Origin of the sequence: Verrucomicrobium sp. 3C (genome assembly GCF_000379365.1) — a bacterium.
Lineage (GTDB): Bacteria > Verrucomicrobiota > Verrucomicrobiia > Methylacidiphilales > Methylacidiphilaceae > Methylacidimicrobium.
Genome location: NZ_KB901875.1, coordinates 301,427 through 322,323, shown reverse-complemented (window position 1 = coordinate 322,323; position 20,897 = coordinate 301,427). Strand labels below are relative to the sequence as shown.

General features: G+C 62.0%; 22 protein-coding genes. 14 read left to right on the top strand and 8 right to left on the bottom strand.

Annotated features, from left to right (window positions below; genetic code table 11):
* The first annotated feature begins 91 nt into the window (after positions 1 to 91).
* Both A37A_RS15215 and A37A_RS0102000 read left to right on the top strand, forming a co-directional pair.
* Entirely contained in the window at positions 92 to 919 is an 828-nt protein-coding gene (locus tag A37A_RS15215) for a chlorite dismutase family protein (RefSeq protein ID WP_040887925.1), read from the top strand.
* A 92-nt stretch (positions 920 to 1,011) separates the two neighbouring features.
* On the top strand, positions 1,012 to 1,257 hold the full coding sequence (locus tag A37A_RS0102000; protein ID WP_020493876.1) for a glutaredoxin domain-containing protein: 246 nt from the start codon (positions 1,012 to 1,014) through the stop codon (positions 1,255 to 1,257).
* Between the two features lie 16 nt (positions 1,258 to 1,273).
* On the opposite strand, the gene def is transcribed toward A37A_RS0102000, so the two are convergent.
* The 5 genes from def to A37A_RS20430 form a co-directional block, all read right to left on the bottom strand.
* On the bottom strand, positions 1,274 to 1,837 hold the full coding sequence (gene def, locus A37A_RS0101995) for a peptide deformylase (protein ID WP_018289872.1): 564 nt from the start codon (positions 1,835 to 1,837) through the stop codon (positions 1,274 to 1,276).
* Positions 1,834 to 2,271, bottom strand: a complete 438-nt coding sequence (locus A37A_RS0101990; RefSeq protein ID WP_018289871.1) for a biopolymer transporter ExbD — start codon at positions 2,269 to 2,271, stop codon at positions 1,834 to 1,836. Before A37A_RS0101990 ends, def begins: the two co-directional genes overlap by 4 nt.
* An 87-nt stretch (positions 2,272 to 2,358) precedes the next feature.
* Positions 2,359 to 2,985 (bottom strand): hypothetical protein, encoded by a 627-nt coding sequence (locus tag A37A_RS0101985; protein ID WP_155996412.1) that lies wholly within the window; start codon positions 2,983 to 2,985, stop codon positions 2,359 to 2,361.
* Positions 2,986 to 2,992: 7 nt separating this feature from the next.
* The gene (locus A37A_RS0101980) at positions 2,993 to 3,478 is read right to left on the bottom strand and encodes a YdbL family protein (RefSeq protein WP_018289869.1); all 486 of its coding nucleotides are present in this window, start codon (positions 3,476 to 3,478) and stop codon (positions 2,993 to 2,995) included.
* A complete protein-coding gene (locus A37A_RS20430) occupies positions 3,450 to 5,231 on the bottom strand; it encodes a hypothetical protein (RefSeq protein WP_196799461.1) in 1,782 nt (593 codons plus the stop codon). Before A37A_RS20430 ends, A37A_RS0101980 begins: the two co-directional genes overlap by 29 nt.
* A gap of 139 nt (positions 5,232 to 5,370) precedes the next feature.
* Here A37A_RS20430 and A37A_RS0101970 point away from each other — a divergent pair, with 139 nt between their 5' ends.
* The 8 genes from A37A_RS0101970 to A37A_RS15200 all read left to right on the top strand — a co-directional run bounded on the left by A37A_RS0101970 (position 5,371) and on the right by A37A_RS15200 (position 15,012).
* Positions 5,371 to 5,904: a polymer-forming cytoskeletal protein gene (locus A37A_RS0101970; RefSeq protein WP_018289867.1), complete on the top strand. Its 534-nt coding sequence runs from the start codon at positions 5,371 to 5,373 to the stop codon at positions 5,902 to 5,904.
* A 25-nt stretch (positions 5,905 to 5,929) separates the two neighbouring features.
* Complete coding sequence (locus A37A_RS0101965; RefSeq protein WP_018289866.1) at positions 5,930 to 6,931, top strand: aspartate-semialdehyde dehydrogenase; 1,002 nt, start codon at positions 5,930 to 5,932, stop codon at positions 6,929 to 6,931.
* Between the two features lie 81 nt (positions 6,932 to 7,012).
* Entirely contained in the window at positions 7,013 to 9,121 is a 2,109-nt protein-coding gene (locus A37A_RS0101960) for a cation-translocating P-type ATPase (RefSeq protein WP_020493875.1), read from the top strand.
* A 60-nt stretch (positions 9,122 to 9,181) separates the two neighbouring features.
* Positions 9,182 to 9,844: a phosphatase PAP2 family protein gene (locus A37A_RS0101955; protein ID WP_018289864.1), complete on the top strand. Its 663-nt coding sequence runs from the start codon at positions 9,182 to 9,184 to the stop codon at positions 9,842 to 9,844.
* 63 nt (positions 9,845 to 9,907) lie between these two features.
* Positions 9,908 to 11,071: an amidohydrolase family protein gene (locus A37A_RS0101950; protein WP_018289863.1), complete on the top strand. Its 1,164-nt coding sequence runs from the start codon at positions 9,908 to 9,910 to the stop codon at positions 11,069 to 11,071.
* Positions 11,068 to 12,219, top strand: coding sequence for an 8-amino-7-oxononanoate synthase (locus A37A_RS15205; RefSeq protein ID WP_018289862.1), 1,152 nt, complete (start codon positions 11,068 to 11,070; stop codon positions 12,217 to 12,219). Before A37A_RS0101950 ends, A37A_RS15205 begins: the two co-directional genes overlap by 4 nt.
* Positions 12,216 to 13,586 (top strand): adenosylmethionine--8-amino-7-oxononanoate transaminase, encoded by a 1,371-nt coding sequence (gene bioA, locus A37A_RS0101940; protein WP_018289861.1) that lies wholly within the window; start codon positions 12,216 to 12,218, stop codon positions 13,584 to 13,586. The genes A37A_RS15205 and bioA overlap by 4 nt, the downstream gene beginning before the upstream one ends.
* Before the next feature lie 34 nt (positions 13,587 to 13,620).
* Positions 13,621 to 15,012: a putative Na+/H+ antiporter gene (locus tag A37A_RS15200; protein ID WP_018289860.1), complete on the top strand. Its 1,392-nt coding sequence runs from the start codon at positions 13,621 to 13,623 to the stop codon at positions 15,010 to 15,012.
* Between the two features lie 5 nt (positions 15,013 to 15,017).
* On the opposite strand, the gene A37A_RS0101930 is transcribed toward A37A_RS15200, so the two are convergent.
* Positions 15,018 to 15,518: a cytochrome c gene (locus A37A_RS0101930; RefSeq protein WP_018289859.1), complete on the bottom strand. Its 501-nt coding sequence runs from the start codon at positions 15,516 to 15,518 to the stop codon at positions 15,018 to 15,020.
* A 90-nt stretch (positions 15,519 to 15,608) separates the two neighbouring features.
* Entirely contained in the window at positions 15,609 to 16,457 is an 849-nt protein-coding gene (locus tag A37A_RS15195) for an arylamine N-acetyltransferase (protein WP_155996408.1), read from the bottom strand.
* A 174-nt stretch (positions 16,458 to 16,631) separates the two neighbouring features.
* Here A37A_RS15195 and A37A_RS0101920 point away from each other — a divergent pair, with 174 nt between their 5' ends.
* The 3 genes from A37A_RS0101920 (at position 16,632) to gnd (ending at position 19,581) form a co-directional block, all read left to right on the top strand.
* Positions 16,632 to 17,747, top strand: coding sequence for an alkene reductase (locus tag A37A_RS0101920; protein WP_026195589.1), 1,116 nt, complete (start codon positions 16,632 to 16,634; stop codon positions 17,745 to 17,747).
* A 47-nt stretch (positions 17,748 to 17,794) separates the two neighbouring features.
* Positions 17,795 to 18,139, top strand: coding sequence for a DsrE family protein (locus A37A_RS0101915; protein ID WP_018289856.1), 345 nt, complete (start codon positions 17,795 to 17,797; stop codon positions 18,137 to 18,139).
* A 419-nt stretch (positions 18,140 to 18,558) separates the two neighbouring features.
* Entirely contained in the window at positions 18,559 to 19,581 is a 1,023-nt protein-coding gene (gnd, locus tag A37A_RS0101905) for a phosphogluconate dehydrogenase (NAD(+)-dependent, decarboxylating) (protein ID WP_020493871.1), read from the top strand.
* A 338-nt stretch (positions 19,582 to 19,919) separates the two neighbouring features.
* On the opposite strand, the gene A37A_RS15190 is transcribed toward gnd, so the two are convergent.
* Positions 19,920 to 20,342: a hypothetical protein gene (locus A37A_RS15190; protein ID WP_018289853.1), complete on the bottom strand. Its 423-nt coding sequence runs from the start codon at positions 20,340 to 20,342 to the stop codon at positions 19,920 to 19,922.
* Positions 20,343 to 20,441: 99 nt separating this feature from the next.
* Here A37A_RS15190 and A37A_RS0101895 point away from each other — a divergent pair.
* Positions 20,442 to 20,897: IS256 family transposase (locus A37A_RS0101895; RefSeq protein ID WP_018289852.1), on the top strand; the 456-nt coding region annotated here is incomplete at its 3' end.

Sequence of the window (20,897 nt, the reverse complement as noted above, 5' to 3'; positions counted from 1 at the left end):
GCGACTGCCCCGCAACGGGCTCCGTCGAAGCCGGAAGGAATGGCGCACAGTTTCGATTGGCATTGGGCGGCCTTTTTCGCAAGATCGATGCATGGTGAGCGAACTGACGACCGAGAAGCTGGAGCCCAAGGAAGGGCTCTTCGTGCTTCATCTCTTTTACCGTTTCGAGGCGGGTACGACTGCAGGGTCGGAGGTCTCTACCAAGCGGCTGCTTTCGGCCGTGGAAACGCTGCTGGCGGAGGCTCGGGGAACCCATCGCTCCCAAGCGGCGACCCTTTCCCTGATCGGGCGGGCGGATCTCGGATTCGTTTTTCTTTCTCCCGATCTCTACCGGCTCCATAGCTGGGAAAAGCGTCTTGGTGCGCTGCTCGGACGGCACGGCTGGACGAAGGTCTTTTCCTTCTTCTCGATGACCGAGCGCTCCGACTACACTACCTCCGAAGAGGAACATGCGGATCAACTCACCTCCCAAGAGGGACTCGTTCCCGGATCACCGGAATTCGAGGAGAAGATGAAGTCCTTCCGCGAACGGATGCGCCACTACACCGAAGTCCGGCTCTATCCTACCTTGCCCGACTGGCGCTTTTTCGCCTTTTATCCGATGAACAAGAAAAGGGAACCGGGCGCCAACTGGTATGCTCTCCCCTTTTCGGAGCGGAAGGAGTTGATGCAGGGGCATGCGCGCATCGGGAGGCGTTACGCAGGCCGGGTGATTCAGTATGTGACGGGTTCGACCGGGCTGGACGACTGGGAGTGGGGCGTGACTCTCTTCTCCCAGGATCCCTACGAGGTAAAAGCGATTGTGGCGGAGATGCGCTTCGATCCCGTGAGCGCCCAATACGGGGAGTTCGGCCCGTTCTTCACGGGATTGCAGGCACCGGTTGACGAGGTCATTCTTCGGCTCGCCGGTTCCGCCTAGAGCCTCGGGCATGTTTTTGGCGGGTTTTCTCGAGTAAACGTTATCTAAGCCATGCAACAGGAATGCGCGTCAGCGAAAAGCGATCTTGATCCATGCAACGAGTAACTCTCTACGTGAAAACGGGTTGTCCATGGTGCGTCGAGGTGGAGGCCCTACTCCAGAGGTACGGAATATCCTACGACCGATTCGACGTTCTGCGGAATTCGGAAGCCTATCGCCGCATGAAAGCGATCTCGGGTCAATCCAAGGCACCCACTATGGAATGGGGGGACGAGATCCTTGCGGACTTTGGAGGCCAGGAACTCGAGGACTTTTTGCGTCAGAAGGATCTCTCTTAAGGGACCCTCGGGTGGTTTACTCCTTGGTGAGAGCGGGAAGTCCTTGCCGGATACGGGCGAGATCTTCCTTGATCTCCTTTCGCTGCGCCGGCTTGAGATAATCGATAAAGAGCCTGCCGTAGAGGTGGTCGACCTCGTGTTGGATGACTACGGCGAGAAAGCCGCTCGCCTCGAAGACCAGAGGCTTCCCTTGAAGATCTTGCGCGCGGACCGAAACGCGTCGCGAACGGGGGACGTCGATCCGGAGTCCGGGGAAGCTCAAGCAACCCTCGTTTCCGATCTCCTTCGATTTCGTCAACGAAAGGAGGGGATTGGCCAGGAACAGGGGCATCTGCTCTTCTACCGGAATCTGCTGGCCGCGAATGGTCATCGTCGAGGAGGCCTTTGCCGCCGTGACGTCGATCACTGTGAAGAGCAAGGCTTTGGCCACCTGCTGGGCGGCCAACCCCACCCCTTGATTGGCGACCATCGTTTCGTGCATGTCCTCGGCAAACTTACGGAGTTCCCCATGGAAGTGCCGAACAGGAGAGCCCGGCTGGCGAAGGATCGGGTTGCCGAACAGAACGATCGGGAGAATCACGGCTGGGGGCTCTTGGATGGTTTCTCGTCTACGGTAAACGTAGGCAGATTGGCAATGCCGGCAACCTTCGCGGCGTCCATGACCTGAAGAATGATTTCAAAAGGAGCCTTCTTGCTGGCCTTCAATGCGATCTTGGTTTCCGGAGACTTGGCGAGGGTCTCCTTCAGGAGGCGGCCTAGTTCCTTGGGCTCGACCGGCTTGTCGTCGAGAAAAACTTTTTCGTCCTCGGTTACATAGATGATGCGGGGCACATCCGCGCGAACCGGTTTGGCCCGGGCAGATTCCGGGAGGTCGATCTTAACCGCAGGCTCTTCGCGCTGAAAAGTGGTCGTAACGACGAAAAACAGAAGCACGATCGACAAAATGTCGATCAGGGACACCAAGTTAATGAGAGGTTGCCGCTTTGGTCGCTCGACGAATCGCACGGGGCTCATGCTCAAATGAGATGATTCTTCGTCGCGATCAAGGAAAATGTGTGCTTCCTCTCTCCGACCGAACCACCGGCTTGCGGGCTAGAGCCATCAAGGAGCGGTAGGCCGCGCTTCCTGGGAGAGGACCGCAGGAATCCGGTTTGCCTGCTGAAAAAAGATGTAGGAGAGGACGAGCGACATTTTATCTTCCCTGCTGATGCGAGCTCCGGCGGGTACCCGAAAGGGGATGGCGCTGATGAAGAGCTGCTGGACCTTCCCGTCGGCCAGCAGGAAGACGTGAACCAGGGGATCGCGCGGGGGAGGGAGCCTTTCATGAACGAGTACGTAGGTACCACTGAGCGAGTCCGTTCTGCCGACTAGCGCATGTGTCGCTTTCCGGTTGAGATGGTGCTCGATGCCTTTGCGCACTTTGTCGGGCAGCGACTCAAGGAAAGTCCGGAGCCCTCCCGTCGGATCGAATGGGGCCTCCTGGCCGGCCCGGGGCGTGCCGTAGCCCGCTGGAGCCTGCCCGGACAGGGACGAGTTCGCCGGGCCCATCTGCACGGGATGAAGCGGAGCTTCGGAGGGCGCCCGCTCGGGAGCTGTGCTTTCCGATCCGGATTGGCTGGGAAGTGGATATTCCGGGTCGCTTTGCGCCTCGCCTCGGAAGGGAAGAGCCAGGGCCGCGAGAAGGAGAGACAATGCGGCGATCCCCGACCGGAAAGCGCCCGATTTCATCGACTCGCTATTTGCGAACCCACGCTCCATCGGGTTGCTGCACATACTCTCCAGGGAAGGCGCGCCTGGCCCAGCGCCGTGCATACTCATCCTGGATCTCCTCGAACGTCTTTCCCTGTAGTTTCGTTTGAGCCATGTAGAGTTTCAGGCGGTCCCGGTTCTCGTCTTGGACCACACGCTCCGCGAATTGCTTGTAGGCAACATCCGCCGGAGGATTGACGACGGCAAGAAAACCATCGCGATCTTCTCCGATTACCCCAGCGTTTTTCAAGCCTTGGATTTCTCCCGAACGCAGCCGCCGGTGCTCCGCGACCTCGGGCGCGACCGGAGGCGCATGGGCGCTCTGCTTCTCGGTGACTTCCACGTTCATGCGAACGTGGATGCGCACCGGCTCCGGAGTCGTCACGCGAACGGAGGGCGAGCATCCGAGGAGAGTGATCGGGACAGCGAGAAGAACCCATCCCTTACGGGGAAATCGGGGAATACTCTCCATTCGTTTGTTCCGGCAACTGATCAGAATTCGGCTCGAGAGACAAGCCGCTTGCGATCGGCGCCCCCATCCGGGGATCTTGTTGCCAGCGAATCTTGAAGTTTCTCTTCCCGTCGGGTCCACGCAGTTCCAACCGGAGGTGGCTCTCCGGGAGTGCATAGGAGAGCGAGAGGAAACCAACGGAGTAGGCGTAGCGGCGCAGGGATTGACCTAGAATCTGGACGAGTTGCCGCTTGGCGGGACTCCAATCGGCGGGGAGGCGTTGGAGAAAGCTGTCGATGTCTCGCATCTCCAGTGTTCCCGGACCATCGAGCGTCAAAAAGCCGAAGGCATTTTGCAGGCTCGTTCCCCGAGCATCGAGGTGGAGGCGGCCGTCCGCCGTCCCAGTCAGGGCTAAGGCGAAGCGGTTGCTCGCAAACTGCTGCGCGATCGGCTCGACAGAGACTCCCTGCAGGTGAACCCATCCGTCCCACGGAAAGTCTTTCTGGAAACGGATCGAGAATCCCCCACCTGCTTGTCCTCCGTAGAGCTTGCCGCCGAAATGGCCGAAGATGCCGCCGCTGTTGAAGGTCACGTCGAGCCAATCGTCGGTGGCTCGGATCCCGCGCCAGGACACCTCATTAAAGAAGATGGTGTGAACAAGGTTGTTCGCCCGCGCTTCGCTCAGCGGCAGGTTGAAGGAGAGGCGTCCCCGCCGCACGTCGAGGATGACATGATAAGAAGGGTACTGGATTCTCTCCGGTACGATCTCGATCTCGTTCTTGAGGCTCGCCTGCGACCAATCGTTGAGCGAAACATTTTCCGAGCTCAGGCCAAAGAGAAAGGGCAGCACGACCCCCGGAGCACCGAAGGCGCTGATCACGAATTGTCCTCCTCGGAGGAGTACCTTGTCGGCCGTCCACTGCTCCAGGGTCCGTTCGCGCCGTCTCTTTCTTCGGACCTCCTCCTCCTTGCGAAACTGCTCGACATACCAGAAGAGATCGGGGCCGAGATAGAGCACCGGATCGAAGATCGCCAGTTGATCGACCCGATGCTGCGAGAGTCCCCGCCAGGAAAACTTGACCCGGAGAGATTCGATGGTGAGGATCTTGGAGAGTGGGTCATACGGGGAATAGATCATCACGTTGCGCACGGCCGCGACATTGATCAGGCGATCCTCCCGACTCAGGCCGGCGACCGGGATGTCGTGGAGCTCGATCGGCTGTCCATGAAAGCCCAAGGCCAAGGGGATCGGCGGCAGGTGGGGAGCGAGCCGGTCGATATTGATCGTGGCCCGAGTCACGCGGATGGTGTCGATTTGGAGGCGGGGTTTGGGAAGGAACCGGAGCCACGGATTGGTGGGCGCTCCCTGCGACTCGCGTTCCAAAAAAGCGATCAGGGCCGAACTCCAGACCGTGGGGGAATGGATTTCGACGTAGCCGAGCCTCTGCCGGAAAAGAAGATCGTCCCATCTCCACCGGATCAGAACATCGGAGATCCGGCTGACGTCCCCTAGCGAGACGCCGCGGAGGCGGAAGGCCGTGGAGGAGAGCCACTCGGCCGAGTCAATATCCAGGGGAAGCGCGAGGTGACGGGCGATGCCGGTGACAATTTTGGACGTGTTGGCTCGGATCCGGCGCCCGACCCATGGGCCGCCGGCGAGTGCAAGCAAGGAGAAGAAGGCAAGGATCGCGAGCAGCGGGCGAATGGCGCGAGGAAATCTCCCCTTCCGGTGGCGGCCGGTTCGCGGAGGCGGCTCTTGTCCAGCGCCCATCATCGAGAGCGAGATCTTAGCAGCCGCCTCGAACCGGGGAAACCGCAAAGGGTGAGGCTCGGAGAAGAGTCGGCAAAAAGAGATTGAAAAGAGCGAGGAACCCGCGTTTGCTGTAAGGCTAAAAATTTCGTTCTTATCCCTTATGAATATCTCCCCCGAAGCGACGAGAAGCGAGAACGAGCTAGCCGGTCCCAAGGTGACGGTACTCACGCGGGATACCGAGTTCCGCGGGACCGTCGGGTTCACGGGCGAGCTTCAACTCAACGGGAGGCTGGAAGGAGAGATTCTCTCGGAGGATGGGACTCTGGTGATTGGCGACACCGCTCTAGTCAAAGCCGACATTCGGGCGAAGAAGGTGGTCGTCCGTGGTCAGGTCTTCGGCAATATTTTGGCTCGAGAGCGTTTGGAGTTGGTCGGATCGGCCCAGGTTTTTGGCGACGTGCAGACGGGAGCCCTGGCGATCGAGCAGGGAGCGGTCTTCGTCGGCAAATCGGAGAGCCTCCAAGCCGACAAGGTTGAGAGACCGGATGCCGACTCCATTTTCAAGCTGTTGCCCTTGGCAGGCAAAGAGGGTGCACCGGCGCGGCCGCTGAAGGGCATCGAAGCGGCAAAGCCGCTTGCTCCGATCGGAGGAAGGCCGGTGGAGAAGGAGAAGGAGAAGGGAAGCTCATCGTAGCCGCCAAGGCACGATCCCGCCTACCATGGCCTTGCGAATTGGAATTGCTGGAGCAACGGGGGCAGTCGGCCAGGAGGCTCTTCACCTTTTAGAAGCGGGAAGTCTTCCGATCTCCGAGATTCGTCTCTTTGCTTCGGCCCGTTCCGCAGGTCGACGACTCTCCTTTCGTCAGGATCCGGTTCCGGTGGAGGAGATCAGCGTGGGGAGGCTGTCCGGGCTGGATTATCTCTTCCTGAGCGCCGGTAGTTCGGTCTCCCGCCAGTATGCCCCGGTCGCGGTGAAGGGCGGAGCGGTCGTCATCGACAACTCTTCGGCTTTTCGGATGGTGGACGATGTCCCGCTGGTCGTGCCGGAAGTGAACGCGAAGGCGCTGAACCGCCATTCGGGGATCATCGCCAATCCGAATTGCACCGCGGCGATCCTCGCCACCGCGGTCTGGCCCCTCCATCAAGCCGCTGTCATCGAACGGATCGTGGTGGCGACCTACCAGGCCGCAAGCGGAGCCGGTGCGAAGGCGCTCTTCGAGCTCGATGCCCAGGTCCGGCAATATGCGGCGGGCGAAACGATTCGGAAGGAGGTCTTTCCCGAACAGATCGCCTTCAACGTCTTTTCCCACAACACTCCCGTCGATGATTCCGGGTTCAACGAGGAGGAGAACAAGGTCGCGCAGGAGATTCGCAAGATCTTTGGAGAACCCAACCTGGGAGTCTGCCCCACCTGTATCCGCGTTCCGGTCTTTCGGGCGCATTCGGAGGCGGTCGTGCTGGAGACCCGGCGCAAGCTCTCGGCCGAGGACGCCCGGGAGATTCTCCGCCATGCCCCCGGTGTCGAGGTCGTCGACGACCGGCAGGCCAACCGCTTCCCGACCCCGCTGGATGCGGCGGGCAAGCGGGAGATTCTGGTGGGTCGGCTTCGGGAGGATCCCTCGCATCCCCGGGCGCTCGCCCTCTTCGTGAGCGGCGACCAGCTCCTCAAGGGAGCGGCCTGGAACGCGATCCAGATCCTCGAGCGGTTGGCCGCAGGCTAAAACCGCCTCCTCGATCCCGCTCGGCGCGAAGTTCCTCTCCTGCCCGCTTGGGATTCGGAAAGAATCGCGTATTCTGATGGGATGACCATTCGATTACGAATTGGCGGCATGACCTGTTCCAACTGCGCCCGGCATGTGCAAACGGCGTTGAGCGCGGTTCCCAAGGTGACCTCGGCGCGGGTCGATCTCGAGAAAGGCAGAGCGACGGTGGAGACCGGGGAGGGTGGTCCTTCTCCGGCAGCGTTGGTCGAGGCGGTGCAGAAGGCAGGCTATGAGGCGGCGCCCGCGGAAGACGAGGAGGACTCATCCGGCCCTTGGCAGCGGGGCCTGCTGGTGGGAGTGATTCTCACTCCGTTCCTGTTCGTCCTGCCTTGGCTCGTCCGGGTCCCGCCCCATCCGCATTGGCTCGGCTGGCTTGAGCTTGCCCTGGCCCTTCCGGTGCAACTGATTACCGGGCGTCCGTTCTACCAGGGAGCCTACCGTCAACTCCGTCACGGGAGGCTCGACATGGACGTGCTGGTCTCCCTGGGAAGCTCCGCCGCCTTCCTCTTGAGCGTCTATGGCCTTTTTCGGCCCGGGGCTCTGGAACATGCCTATTTCGACGAGGCAGCCGCGATCCTCACCTTGGTGAGCGTGGGCCATTGGTTGGAAGCGCGTGTCTCCCTCCGGGCCTCCCGGACTCTCCGCACCCTCCTGTCCTTGGCCCCCCCAAAGGCACGCCGTCGCCGTTCCGACGGGGGAGAGGAAGAGGTGTCGGTGGAGCGGTTGAGGAAGGAAGATCTCGTGATTCTGGGTCCGGGGGATCGCGTGCCTGTCGACGGGGTCATCGAGGAAGGGAAGGCGATTCTGGATGAAAGCATGCTCACGGGCGAATCCCGCCTGGTGGAAAAGGCGCTTGGCGGGCTGCTCTATGCCGGAACGATCAACGTGAGTCGGCGGATCGTGATGCGCGTGTCGGCGGCGGGGTCGGAGACGGTGCTCGCGCACATCGCGGCAATTGTCGAGCGAGCCCAGCAGAGCCGCGCGGCGATCCAGCGGCTGGTCGATCGGGTGAGCAATCTCTTCGTCCTGGCCGTCTTGGTCGTGGCGGGAGGGACCGTTCTCGGCTGGGGATGGTTTGGCCTGGGGTGGGAAAAAGCCCTCCTGCGGGCTGCTTCCGTTCTGGTCGTGGCCTGCCCGTGCGCGATGGGTCTGGCGACTCCCGCGGCGATCCTCGTGGCGGCCAACGTGGCGGCCCGGAGAGGCGTTCTTCTGCGCGACGCGCAGGCGCTCGAGAAATGCGGCAGGATCCGGAGGATCGTCTTCGACAAGACCGGTACCCTTACGGAGTCGACCGTGGGAAAGCCCACCTATTATGGAGACGCTCCCGAGGAAGCGGAGCGGCTGGCGCGGGCGCTGGCGGCGCCGAGCCGCCATCCGCTGAGCCAAGCGGTCTCCCGGTATTTGGCGGAAGTGCCAGGGGCGGAGCTGGACGAGTGGGAGGAAGAGCGCGGCCTGGGGGTGAAGGCTCGCTTTCGGGGCGAGACGGCCCGGCTGGGTTCCCTCCCCTGGCTTGGGGAATTGGGAGTCGCGCTGCCTCGCGAGGCTGCGAGTGGAGCGAACGGAACGCTCGGTCTTGCGCTAGGGAAACAGCTCTTGGCAACTCTGCCGGTTCTTGCCCGGCCCAAGCCCTCCGCGACCGGAGTCCTGCGCAGGCTGCAGGAACAGGGTTATGAGGTCTATCTCTTTTCCGGCGATCGGGCGGAGGCGGCGTTCGCCTTTTCTCGAGAGGTTGGGATTCCGGCGGAACGGACCTTCGCCGAGGTGCGCCCGGAAGCCAAGGCCGAGCTCGTGCAAAACCTCCAATCCCAAGGGGGAGGAGTCGCGTTTGTCGGGGATGGGATCAACGATGCCCCGGCGTTGGCTCAAGCCGACCTCGGCATCGCGGTTCTCCAGGCGAGTGACATTGCCCGGGAATCCGCCGATATGATTCTTCTGCGGAAAGACATCGAGGCGATCCCGGAAATCCTCTCCTTGAGCGCGAAGACGCTCCGCACGATCCACGAAAATCTCTTCTGGGCCTTTTTTTACAACGCGGCGGCCATTCCTCTGGCGATCCTCGGGGTGCTCGCCCCGGCTGTCTGTGCGGCGGCCATGGGCATGTCCGACCTGTTTGTCGTCGGGAATGCCTTGCGACTTTACCGTCGGTGACGTACGAAAAGGGGTCTCGCTCCGGGCACTAAGAGGGCGCGGCAGAGCAATCCAACGCATATGGGCTGGGACCTCTGGCTTTTTTACGAGGTCAATACTCATTGGACCTGCCCCTTGCTCGACCGGTGGATGCCCGTGGTCTCCCACTACCACCATTTTCAAGGTGTCGTTCTGGTTGGAGTGGTGCTTTTGACCCTGTTCGGCCGCTTCCGGGACCGCTGCTTCCTGGGCCTCGTAGGGATTAGCCTCGTCGTAGGGGATATGGGGGTAACCGACGGCCTGAAGCATCTCGTGCACCGTCCCCGTCCCTTTTCCGTTCTTTCCGGGGTCCGGGAAGTCGATGAAGGAAAGATTTCCTGGTCGGATCCAAACGGAGGACCCCGAGGCCACTCATTCCCTTCGGGGCATGCGGCGAACAACGCGGCTCTCGCTTATCTGGCGAATGCCGTCTATGGCCCGCGAATGGCCTGGGTTTGGCTCTGGGCGGGACTGGTGGGCTACTCGCGGGTCTATCTCGGAGTTCACTATCCTTCCGATGTTCTCGCCGGATGGTTTGTGGGAGCCTTTTATGCCTGGGCGTTGAGCGCCGGAACGGAGTACGCCTGGCAGCGATGGGGAAGGCAGCTCTTCCCGCGACTTTCCGCCGCTCATCCCCGACTCCTCTTTGTTTCGGCGCAGGCGAAAGAAGACCGGAATGGTGAGCAGGGGAATCAGGTGGGGTAACGAAGGATGCTCATTTCCGCTAAGGCTGTTCTCCTTGGATCCGGAGAGGTACTTGTCCCTGGGATGGTTCGCGTCCTGGGCAGCCGCATCATTCAAGTCGCCGAGGATCTCTCTCTTCGGACGGGCGAGGAGCGAGTCGTTCTCGAGGATTCCGTTCTCTCTCCGGGGCTGATCAACACCCACGTCCATCTGGATTATACGGGGCTGCGGGGGCAGCTGCCCGCCACCTCCTTCCCTGCATGGGTCAAGGAGATCCTTCGTCTCAAGGCGTCCTTGAGCCGGGGGTCGCTCGAAGCGGCGCTCTGCGAAGGATTCGGGCTTCTCGCCCGATCCGGCACTACCGGGGTGGGCAACATGGAGTCCTACCCGGAGCTTCTGCTTCTTGCCGACCGGATTCCGCTCCGCTGCTGGTGGTTCCTGGAGATGATCGATCTCCGTCCCCACGTGTGGTCCGAGGAAGCGACGTTCGCGGTTCTCCGGTTCTTCGATCAGCCTCCCGTCCCGCTCGGCAGGCTGGGGCTGGCGCCACATGCGCCTTACACGGCCTCCCCCGAGCTCTATCGCCTCGTGCGGGATAGCGCGCAGCGCTTCCGCCTTCCGGTGACCACGCATGTGGCCGAGTCGCCCGAGGAGTGGACGATGTTTTGGGAAGGAGACGGTGAACTCCTGGATCTGGTCAGTCAAGCCGGCCGCCCCAGGATGGCCGGCCGAGAGCTTTCCCCGCTCCAGTGGCTCGATCGGATTGGAGGCCTGACCCCCGGAATGCTGCTCGTCCACTTGAATTATCTCTGCGAGGCGGACTGGACTCTTTTGGCCACGCGGGCGTTTCCGGTCGTGCACTGCCCCAAGTCGCACGCCTTCTTTTCCTACGCTCCCTTTCCCCTGGAGAGGATGCTCTCGCTCGGAATCCCCGTCTGCCTGGGCACTGACAGCTTGGCCAGCAACGACACCCTCGACCTGCGGGAGGAGATTCGCCAAGCGCGCCATCGGCATCCGGGAATCGCGCCGAAACGATGGTGGGAAATGGTCACGGCAACACCAGCGCGAGCGCTGGGCTTGCGGGGAGCCTTGGGCGAAATTCGGGGCGGGGCCTGGGCGGATCTCGCGGCGTTTCGGTGGAGGAGCGGACTCGATCCTTGGGAATCCTGCATCGAGAGCCGGGAGGAACCTCTTTTTCTCATGGTGCACGGAAAGGTACGCAAGGCGGAGGGCCGCTGGCTTCCATGAGCGGGCAATTTCGCACGGCGCTCGGCCGGGAGCTGGAAGAACTGACGGAAGCCGGGCTGCTGCGGTCTCTGCCTCGGCTTGCTCGCGGAGGAGGAGAGGGGGGCGCAGAAGCAAAGCGGACCTGGCTCAACTTCGCCTCGAGCGACTATCTCGGCCTTTCCCGCCATCCGGCGGTGATCGAAGCGGGATGCCGAGCTTTCCTGGAAGAGGGAGCGGGCGCCGGAGCCTCTCGTCTGCTCGATCCGGGTGCAGCCCTCCATAGGGATCTGGAAGCGCACCTCGCCTCCTGGAAGCGCCGGGAGGCGGCGCTGGTCTTTTCGAGCGGATATGCGGCTGCGGCCGGCACGATCCCTGTCCTCGTTGGAGCGCAGGATCTGGTCGTGCTCGACCGGCTCAGCCATGCGTCGCTCATCGACGGGGCACGCGCGAGCAAGGCCGCCCTGCGCGTCTTCCCCCACAACGACCTTGATGGGCTGGAGGCGATCTTGCGCCGGCACCGCGGGAGATGCCGGCGGGCGCTCCTGGTCACCGAATCGGTCTTTTCGATGGATGGGGATATCGCCCCGCTCCGAGAGCTGGTTGGCTTGAAGGAAAGGTACGAGGCTTGGTGCCTGGTGGATGAGGCGCACGCGGAAGGAATCTTCGGGCGGACCGGAGCCGGAATCATCGAGGGACTTGGCTTGGAAGGGCGGATCGAGGTTGAGCTGGGAACGCTTTCCAAGGCGCTCGGATCGGGAGGAGGATTCGTGGCCGGCGACAAGGAGCTCATCGACCTTCTGGTCAACCGTGCCCGCCCTTTTGTCTACTCGACGGCGCTGCCGCCGCCCTCGGCCGGGGCGGCCAAGGCCGCTCTTGCCCTGTTGACTTCGGGAGAGGGGGCGCGGCGGCGCGAGCGGCTCCGGGAAATCATCGCCCTTTTTGGAGGGAGCCAGAGAGAGCGGTCTCCCATCTTTCCCGTGCTTTGCGGGGAGGAAAGACGGGCGACGGCGGTCGCCGCCCGGCTTCGGAAGAGAGGAATCTTTGCCCCGGCGATCCGCTTTCCGACCGTTCCCAAAGGGGCTGCCCGGCTGCGGATTTCGCTCTGCTCCTTTCACACCCCGGAAGAGATCCGGCTGCTTCAGGCGGAGCTCGAGCGCGAGAAAGGATGACTTCCGAAGAGCGAGACAAGGATTTCGTCTGGCATCCCTTTACTCCCGATCAACCCTGGCGGGATCCGGCTCACCGCCTGCCGGTGATCGTGCGCGGGGAAGGTCCTTATCTGTGGGACGAGGAGGGGAAGCGCTACTGGGACGGCAACTCCGCGATCTGGACCAATCTTCATGGACACCGGCATCCCCGGCTTGTCGCGGCGGTCCGGGACCAGCTCGAGCGAATCGATCATGTCTCGTTTCTCGGCTTGACCCATCCCTGGGGAGCCGAGCTCGCGGAAAGGCTTTCTAGGATCGCGGCAGGCGAGAGCGGCCCCAGGTACCGGACTTTTTTTTCGGACGATGGCGCAACGGCGATCGAGGCGGCCGTGAAGATCGTCTGGCAATTTTTTCAGCAAAACGGCCAGCCCCAGCGCGATCTCTTTCTCTGCCTCGCGGAGAGCTACCATGGGGACACGGTCGGAGCGATGAGCGTGGCCCAAAGCCGCTTTCACCGGCTTTTCGAGCCATTGCGCTTTCCTTCCGTTCCCATCCAAGCGCCGGCCTGCTACCGCTGCCCATTCAATCGCGCGGCGGCGGGAAGAAAGGACGCCCGCCAGGGTCGCCGATGCTCCTGGGAATGCGTCCGGGTTCTGGAGGAGGCCCTCGATCGGCACGGCCACCGTCTGGCCGCCCTCTGGATCGAACCGAAGGTGCAGGCGGCCGCCGGAATGTGGATGCACCCGGAGGGCTACCTGCGTGAGCTCGACCGGCTTTGCCGGGAACGAGGCATCTTCTGGATCGCCGACGAGGTCTTCACGGGCTTCGGTCGGCTGGGGAGCTGGTTGGCCTGCGAACGGGAAGGGGTCTTTCCCGACCTCCTCTGCTTGGCCAAGGGGCTGACGGGAGGGATGATGCCGCTGGCCGCGACCCTCGTGCGGGAAGAGATCTATGCGGGGTTTACCGGGGGGAAAAACCGGGCCTTTCTGCATGGGCACAGCTACACGGCGAACCCGATCGGGTGCGCGGCGGCACTGGCCTCGCTCGCTGTCTTCGAGGAGGAAGAGGTCTTCGAGCGGATCGCCCGGCACGCGGAGCTTCTGAGCACTCTCTCCCAGCGGTTCTGGCGGCATCCTCGCGTGGGGGATGTCCGGCAAGAGGGGCTCGTGCTGGCGGTTGAGCTTGTCGAGAGGCAAGCCGACCGGTCATCCTTCCCGAAAGAGCGGGAGGTGGGCTTTCGCGTCTGCGAACGGGCTCGAGCCTACGGGCTGCTGACTCGGCCCATTGGGGATGTCCTGGTGCTGGTTCCTCCGTTCTGCGTCTCCGCCGACGATTTGGCCGGGATGGTCGGCGCTCTCGAGCGGGCTCTCTGGGAGGAGCTGCCTTGATCAGCGCGCGAAAGAGGGTAGGGAACGAAAAGTCATGCTTTGGTTCTCGGTCATTTCGGAGGAGGCAAGCGTTCTATCTCTACCGAAACTTTTGCGGAAGGCCGTCGAGGAAGACCCCATCCGGCTCGTCGAAATGGGAATCTTCCTCCTGGCGATCCTTCATACCTTCCTCACTCCCTCCCTCCACCGACTGGCGGAACAACGCTTAAATCGGGCGCGCCGGCTCGAGGCCGAGCAGAGCCCACAGGCCGCGAAGGAACGGGTGGCCGCAGAACTGCTTCTCCTCCTGGGAGAGGTCGAAGTAGTCTTCGGCCTCTGGGTTATTCCGCTTTTTTGGATTCTGGTCGGTGTCAAGGGTTGGGCCGGAGCGATCCAGCAACTGGAAATCAACCGGAATTTCGCCGAGCCTCTCTTCGTCGTCGCGGTCATGACAGCCGCCTCCAGCCGGCCGATCCTTCTCTTCCTGGATCAATGGCTCCAACGGCTGGCTGCCTTGGGTCGGGAGTCGGTCGCAGCCTGGTGGTTTTCCCTGTTGACGCTGGGTGCCTTGGCAGGCTCCCTCGTCACCGAGCCGGGAGCGATGACGGTGACCGCCCTACTGCTTGGCAAGCACTTTTTTGCCCTTGGCCCGCGTCCGGCCCTCTCCTATGCGACCGTCGGGCTTCTCTTTACGAATGTCTCGATCGGCGGCTGCCTCACTCATTTCGCCGCTCCTCCGGTGATCATGGCCGCGCACGCCTGGGGCTGGGGAAGCGGATATATGCTCGTTCACTTTGGCGCCAAGGCGGCGGCGGCAACGGCGTTGGGAAGCCTGGTTTACCGATTGGTCTTCCGAAAGGAGTTTGCTCGGTTGGAAACGCTGCGTCGCCAAGGCAGAGGGGAAGAAGCTGCCGGGGAGCGCGTCCCTCCCTGGATCACCGGCGCTCACCTCGCCTTTCTTGTCTGGATCGTGGCTACCGCCGATACCCCGGTTCTCTGCGTGGGCGGCCTCCTCTTCTTTCTGGGCTTTTTGCAGGTGACCGGCCCGTTCCAGGACGAAGTCTCTCTCCGGAGAGCCGTGCTGGTCGGCTTCTTTCTGGCTGGGCTGGAGATCCTTGGGAGCCTGCAAAGCTGGTGGATCAGCCCGCTCCTCGAGCGGTTAGGCGATACGAGCCTCCTCTTCAGCGCCTCGGTGATCACCGCCTTCAACGACAACGCGCTCGTGACCTATTTGGCAAGTCTTGTTCCCAGCCTGCCAGAGTCATCGAAGCAGGCCGTGATGGCCGGGGCGGTCGCCGCCGGGGGGCTCACCGTGATCGCCAACGCCCCCAATCCGGCGGGTCAGGCTCTTTTGAGCCGCTTCTTCCCCGATGGGATCTCTCCACTGGGGTTGGCGGCCGGAGCTCTTGTGCCCACCGCCATCGCCCTGATGCTGCTCCGTCTGTAGCCGGATCAGTGTCCGCAGCCGCCGCACCCCATTCCACCGCCCATGCCGGAATGGCGGCCGTGTCTCATCCCTCCTCCTCCCATACAGCCCGAAGCAACTCCGGTGGTTGGCTCCCCCTCGGTTTTCCGGCGGACGGAGGCGACCTGGTCGGCGGAGATCTCCTCTCCCCCCCAATTCGACCGGAGATAGGTGAGAATGGAAGCGACTTGATCGTCACTCAGCATCGTCCTCCAGGAGGGCATCCGGCCCCGGTACTCTTCTTCTCCGACGCGAATGACCCCGGCATAGCCGTTCAAAACGATGCGAATCAGCCGCTCCGGATCGCCGGTTACCCATGAGGAGTGCTTCAAAGGAGGATTGGGATCGAGCCCTTCTCCGCCGGTGCCATGGCAGCGCGCGCAGTTCTCCAGGTAAAGTTGGTGGCCGTTCCTCGCGTGGAGGGAGGGGATCAGCAGGAAAAACGCAAAAAACAGTGCAACAGGAAAGCGGGGGCGGATCCAGGCCATGATCAATGAATTTCGCTCTCCCTCGATCGGAAGAAAGCGGAAAACAGTAGTGGGATTGTCCCTCTCGTGGTTCCCGGGTTTCCCTTATTGTCATGACGTGCCGAATCGGCACGACGAGGATGGGGGATCGGCTGCCACTCGGTCCAGGAGAGTGTCGAGGTTCGCTTCTCCGGGCAGCGAGAGTCGGAACTGGCTTTCGAGCACCTGGCGGATCTCCGAGCCGCTCGCCAGGCGGCGGCGCTCCATCTTCCCATGGATCCGGTGGATCGTCATCTCGCTGTTTCGAAGCGCATACCGGCAGCCGATGTCCGGCCGCGCCGCGATCAGCTCCTTCCGGAACCGAGAGGCCGGGTAAGAAGAGACGTACCAGTTGGCCATCTCGTAGTCGACCGGGAGTTGGGGCTGAAGGTCGAATCGATAGAGCGATTGCCACTGCTCGCCAAGGAGGGCTTGCACGAGAAAGCCGTCCGCGGAGCGGAGAATTCGCATCGGTTCGTGACGGGTCTCCTGAACGGAGTCGACTTCCAGCCGGAGAGGGGCGGTAAAGGTGAGCCCGCCAAATCCGACGTCGGCGATGTAGGGTGGGTCGAGATCGACCCGAAGAACCATGTGGGTTCGAGGGGGAGGTGTGCTCTCGGGAAGGTTCCAGCAGACGCGCCCGGCGAGCCCGGTGACCGAGAAGCCCAGAGAACGCAAGACCTGGGCAAAAAGGAGGTTGTGCTCGAAGCAGTAACCTCCTCGACCTCCAAGGACGAGCTTCTGGTGGAGTGAGGCGAGGTCGAGCGCGACCGGTCGGCCGAGCAGCGGATCGAGGTTTTCGAACGGGATGGCTTGGGGATGGAGTGCGTGCAGGGCACGAAGGGTGTCGCGGCTCGCGGCTCTCGGGCCGTCGTAGCCGATCCGGGCAAAATAGGCGTCGAGGTGGATAAGTTCGCGCATCCGGGAGAGCATAGCAGATTGTTTTGCCGAGTACCGCCTCTCGGCTCGACTCGGACCGGAGAAGTCTGCTATAAAAAGCGTGGGCGGATTGGTAGTCCAAGACGCGGATCTCTCCTCGGAGCGCGGCGTTGTTCGGTTCCGAGGCGTAGTCAATCGGAACGGTTGGAGATACCAATGTCTAATCTATCTCATCTTTTTTCTCCGTTGACCGTGGGAGCGGTTACAACGCCCAACCGGATCTGGATGGCTCCGCTGACGCGATCTCGGGCGGGTCAGCCGGGGGATGTTCCGTCGGAGCTCAATGCCCGCTATTATGCCCAGCGGGCTTCCGCGGGCCTCATCGTCAGCGAGGCGACCCAGATCAGCAGGGAAGGCCAAGGCTATGCCTGGACGCCGGGAATCTACACGGATGCCCAGGAAGCGGGCTGGCGCCGGGTCGTCGAAGCGGTCCACTCCGCCGGAGGGAGGATCGCACTCCAGCTCTGGCACGTGGGACGAGTCTCCCACCACCTTTTGCAGGAAGGCAACCAGTTGCCGGTCGGTCCTTCTCCGGTTCGCGCCGAGAAGACCGAGTGTTTCGTCGTTCTGCCCGACGGAACGCCCGCCCAGATTCCCGTGGATCTGCCGCGGGAGCTTTCTCAGCGGGAGATCCGACGAATCATCGAAGAATATGCCGCCTCGGCCGTCCGTGCGCGCCGGGCGGAATTTGACCTGGTCGAAATCCATAGCGCTAATGGATATCTCCTTAACCAGTTTCTCGACGTGCGGGCCAACCGGCGCCGCGACGAATATGGGGGCTCGCTGCCGAACCGGGCGCGTTTTTTGCTCGAAGTCGTCGATGCCGTCACCCAAGCGATCGGCCGGGAGAAGGTGGGGGTTCGGCTCTCTCCCAAGGGTGTATTTTCCGACATGACGGTCGAAGCGAGTTGGGAGACCGCCTTGTACGCGGCGGCCGAGCTTGACAAGCGGAAGATCGCCTATCTGCACATTGCGGAGCCCGATTGGGCGGGAGGGCCACCGCTGACCGAGGAGGAGAGGCGCTCCTTGCGCCACGCGTTCGCTCCCGTCCTGGTCTTTTGCGGAGGTTACGACGCCGTCCGGGCCGAAGCGGCGATCGCCGCCGGGGTCGCCGACGCGATCGCCTTCGGCAAGCTCTTTCTCGCCAACCCGGATCTTCCGGAGCGCTTCCGCCGCCAAGCACCGCTCAACGCACCCGATCCGGCCACGTTTTACGGCGGAGGGGAGAAGGGGTATACCGACTACCCGAGCCTCGAAACGACAGGCGCATAGGAGTTAAGGATCCCGAGGTGAACGAATCCGCTGACCGAGGTAGAACGATGAGTTCGCTGTTGGTCGTGGTGACAACGGGGAAAGAGGCCTTCCCGCGGGCGAATTCGCTCCTTCATATGACAGGGGTTTTGGCGAATCAGCCGAAAACAAAGATCGAGTTCCTCTTATTGGGTCCAGGAGTCGAACTGCTGCGTGCCAATCAGAAATCGACCCCGATCATTGCGGAGGCGCTCGATCATCTGCGCCAACTCGGAGTGGACGTTGCTGCCTGTCAGGTTTCCCTGGAAGCATACGGCGTCGAAGCGGAACGGATGCTGCCGGCAAGGCTAGTGAAAGGAGCCGCGGAAATTCGACGGTGTATCGGTGAAGGCATGACGGTCCTCACTTTTTAGCGCCTCAGTGGTTTGGTTGGATGACGCGGCCTCGAACGTCGCTTCCCAAGCACGAACGGTCATTCCGGAGTTTCCTCGGCATCCAAATGGCGGAGGTCTCTTTTTCCGGAACGGGCTTTATTCCAGCCTCGAAACACGAGTTTTCCGGGAGGAAGGGACGATCTAGGTGAGACAGGCAGGGTAAGACTTTTGCCTTTGCATGACTTCCGGCGAGAGCTAGGCTGGTTCCGCTTTCCGTCGTAGCGGAAGCGACGTGACGATTCGTTCGCACGGAGCGGGGAGGGCGGAAGGAGTCCTTTCTTTTCCCGCTCGCTACGGGACTCTTCGCTTCCGCTTATGCGGAAATGGCGACAAGGGAATCCCGAAAAAAAACAAAAGGTCAGCGGTCCTTCAGAGAAAAGCGCAAGGAGGAAACCATCATGGAAATCGGAGTCATCGGATTGGGGCGAATGGGGGCGAACATGGTGCGTCGCTGGCAGCGGAAGGGGCACCGATGCGTGGTCTATGACCTCCACCGAGAGTCAGTGGAAGCCTTGAGCCGGGAGGGCGCGGTCGGTGCCTCCACCATTGGTGATCTCACGGCAAAGCTGCAAAAGCCGCGAGCGATCTGGCTGATGGTTCCTGCGGGAGCGGTCGACGCCATGCTTGGAGATCTGACCACCCATTTGGAACCGGGGGACATTCTCATCGACGGAGGAAATTCCTACTACCACGATGATATTCGTCGGGCCGAGGAGTTGAAGGCGCGAGCGATCCACTACGTGGATGTCGGAACGAGCGGAGGAGTCTGGGGCTTGGAATGCGGTTACTGTCTCATGATCGGCGGGGAGAAGGAGGTCGTAGAACGACTCGATCCCCTTTTTGAAGCATTGGCTCCGGGGATAGAGGCTGCGGAACGGATTCCGGGGAGAGAGAAGAAGCCAGGGACGGCGGAAAAGGGATATCTGCACTGCGGGCCTCACGGGGCGGGACATCTGGTGAAGATGGTTCACAATGGGATCGAATACGGCATGATGGCCGCCTATGTCGAAGGCTTGAACATTCTCCATCACGCCAATGCCGGAAAGCTGGGGCAGCAGATCGATTCGGAAACAACCCCGCTTCGCAAACCGGCTCATTACCAATATGACCTCAATCTGGCCGATGTTGCGGAGGTTTGGCGCCGGGGGAGCGTGATCCGCTCCTGGCTGCTCGATTTGATCGCGCAAGCGATGCTTGAGGATCCGAAGCTGGAGCAGTTCGCCGGTCGGGTTTCTGATTCCGGAGAAGGGCGCTGGACGGTGCAAGCGGCCGTCGACCTGGGGGTGCCAGCTCCGGTCATCAGTTCCGCCCTCTACGCCCGCTTCAGTTCTCGTCGAAGGGAAGAGTTTGCCGACAAGCTCCTTTCGGCGATGCGCTACGAGTTTGGGGGCCATTTGGAAAAAAAGACGGACGGAGACTAGCCCGCCTGTCTCGCAAGCCGTAGGAGAAGGCGCTTGTGGGAAATGCAGGCTCGAAAGCGGTAGCTGATCGGCATAGGGGGCGGCGTAAGCCGCGCCCCTGCCACACCACCCGGCATGCGGGTCCGCACCGGGCGGTTCGAGAAGTTGAGGCCATGCGAGTCGTGGGAAGCCCAGGCTATCGTTCCATCGACGCCAGCACTTCCCTTATTGGCCTGTTGAAGACATGTCAAACTGACCGCTTTGGTAACAAGTGATCTGACCGCTTGGGATATTGGATTGTTGTTTCCTTTGGGGTTCTTGCCCTTGCCCCGGGGCAAGGGCAAAGTTCTGCTCCTCTTTTAAGCCGCCTTGGTTTGGTGTGGCTCCAGCGGCTTGCCCTCCGAGTCGTACCAGCCGACGATCCGGTGGCCGTACCGGACGCTGAGGTTGCCGTCGAGATGCTCACAGAGCCGGACGCGGCATTTTGCCAAGCCCATACGCCAGCTTTGGGGCAAGATCTGGAGCTTCTTCCGCCCCCAGTGGACCGTGTTGTCGTTGCCGACGATTCGGTCGTCCTGAACGCAGAGGATCCCATCCAGGTCGGCTCCTCCGGCCGGGACAAAGGCGCTCTCCTCTTCCTTGGGCTTTACGGCCAGGGTGCGGTTATGCCAGGGAAGAAACTTCTTCCGGATGTACTCGTTGGCCGCTTCCAGGGTCTGAATGCCCGCAGCCTGGATCTCCCGCGGCAGCCGCCCCTGCCAGGTGCCGAAGAAGCGCTCCATCCGTCCTCGGCCCTGTGGACAGTAGCTGGGTATGTGCTCAATGCCCAACTGGAGCCTATCCGAAAATTTGTGTGTGGGTCACAACCGAAGTAGAAGGAGATGAAAATGGAAAGGGAAGTGACCACAAACAACGAGCAGGAAGCGCAGGACCGAGGAGGCAAGAAGCCTGGGATCAGTGCGGCGATCATTGAAGAGCTGATGAAGGACTACCAGAAGCCGGAAGATCTGGTGGGTCCTGGGGGGATCATGGAGCAGCTGACCAAGCGGCTCTACGAGCGGGTGCTGGGAGCGGAGATGACCCACTATCTGGGTTACGAGAAGGGCCAGGCGCCCAAGGTCGAAGCGGGCCGGAGGCGGGAGAACCATCGGAATGGGACCAGCAGAAAGACCTTGGTGAGCGAGGATGGGCATCTGGAGATCGAGGTGCCGCGTGATCGAGCTGGGGACTTCGAGCCTCGGTTTGTCCGCAAGGGGCAACGGCGGTTTGGGGGCTTTGATTCCAAGATCATCGCCATGTATGCCCGAGGGATGACGGTGCGGGAGATCCAGGCGTTT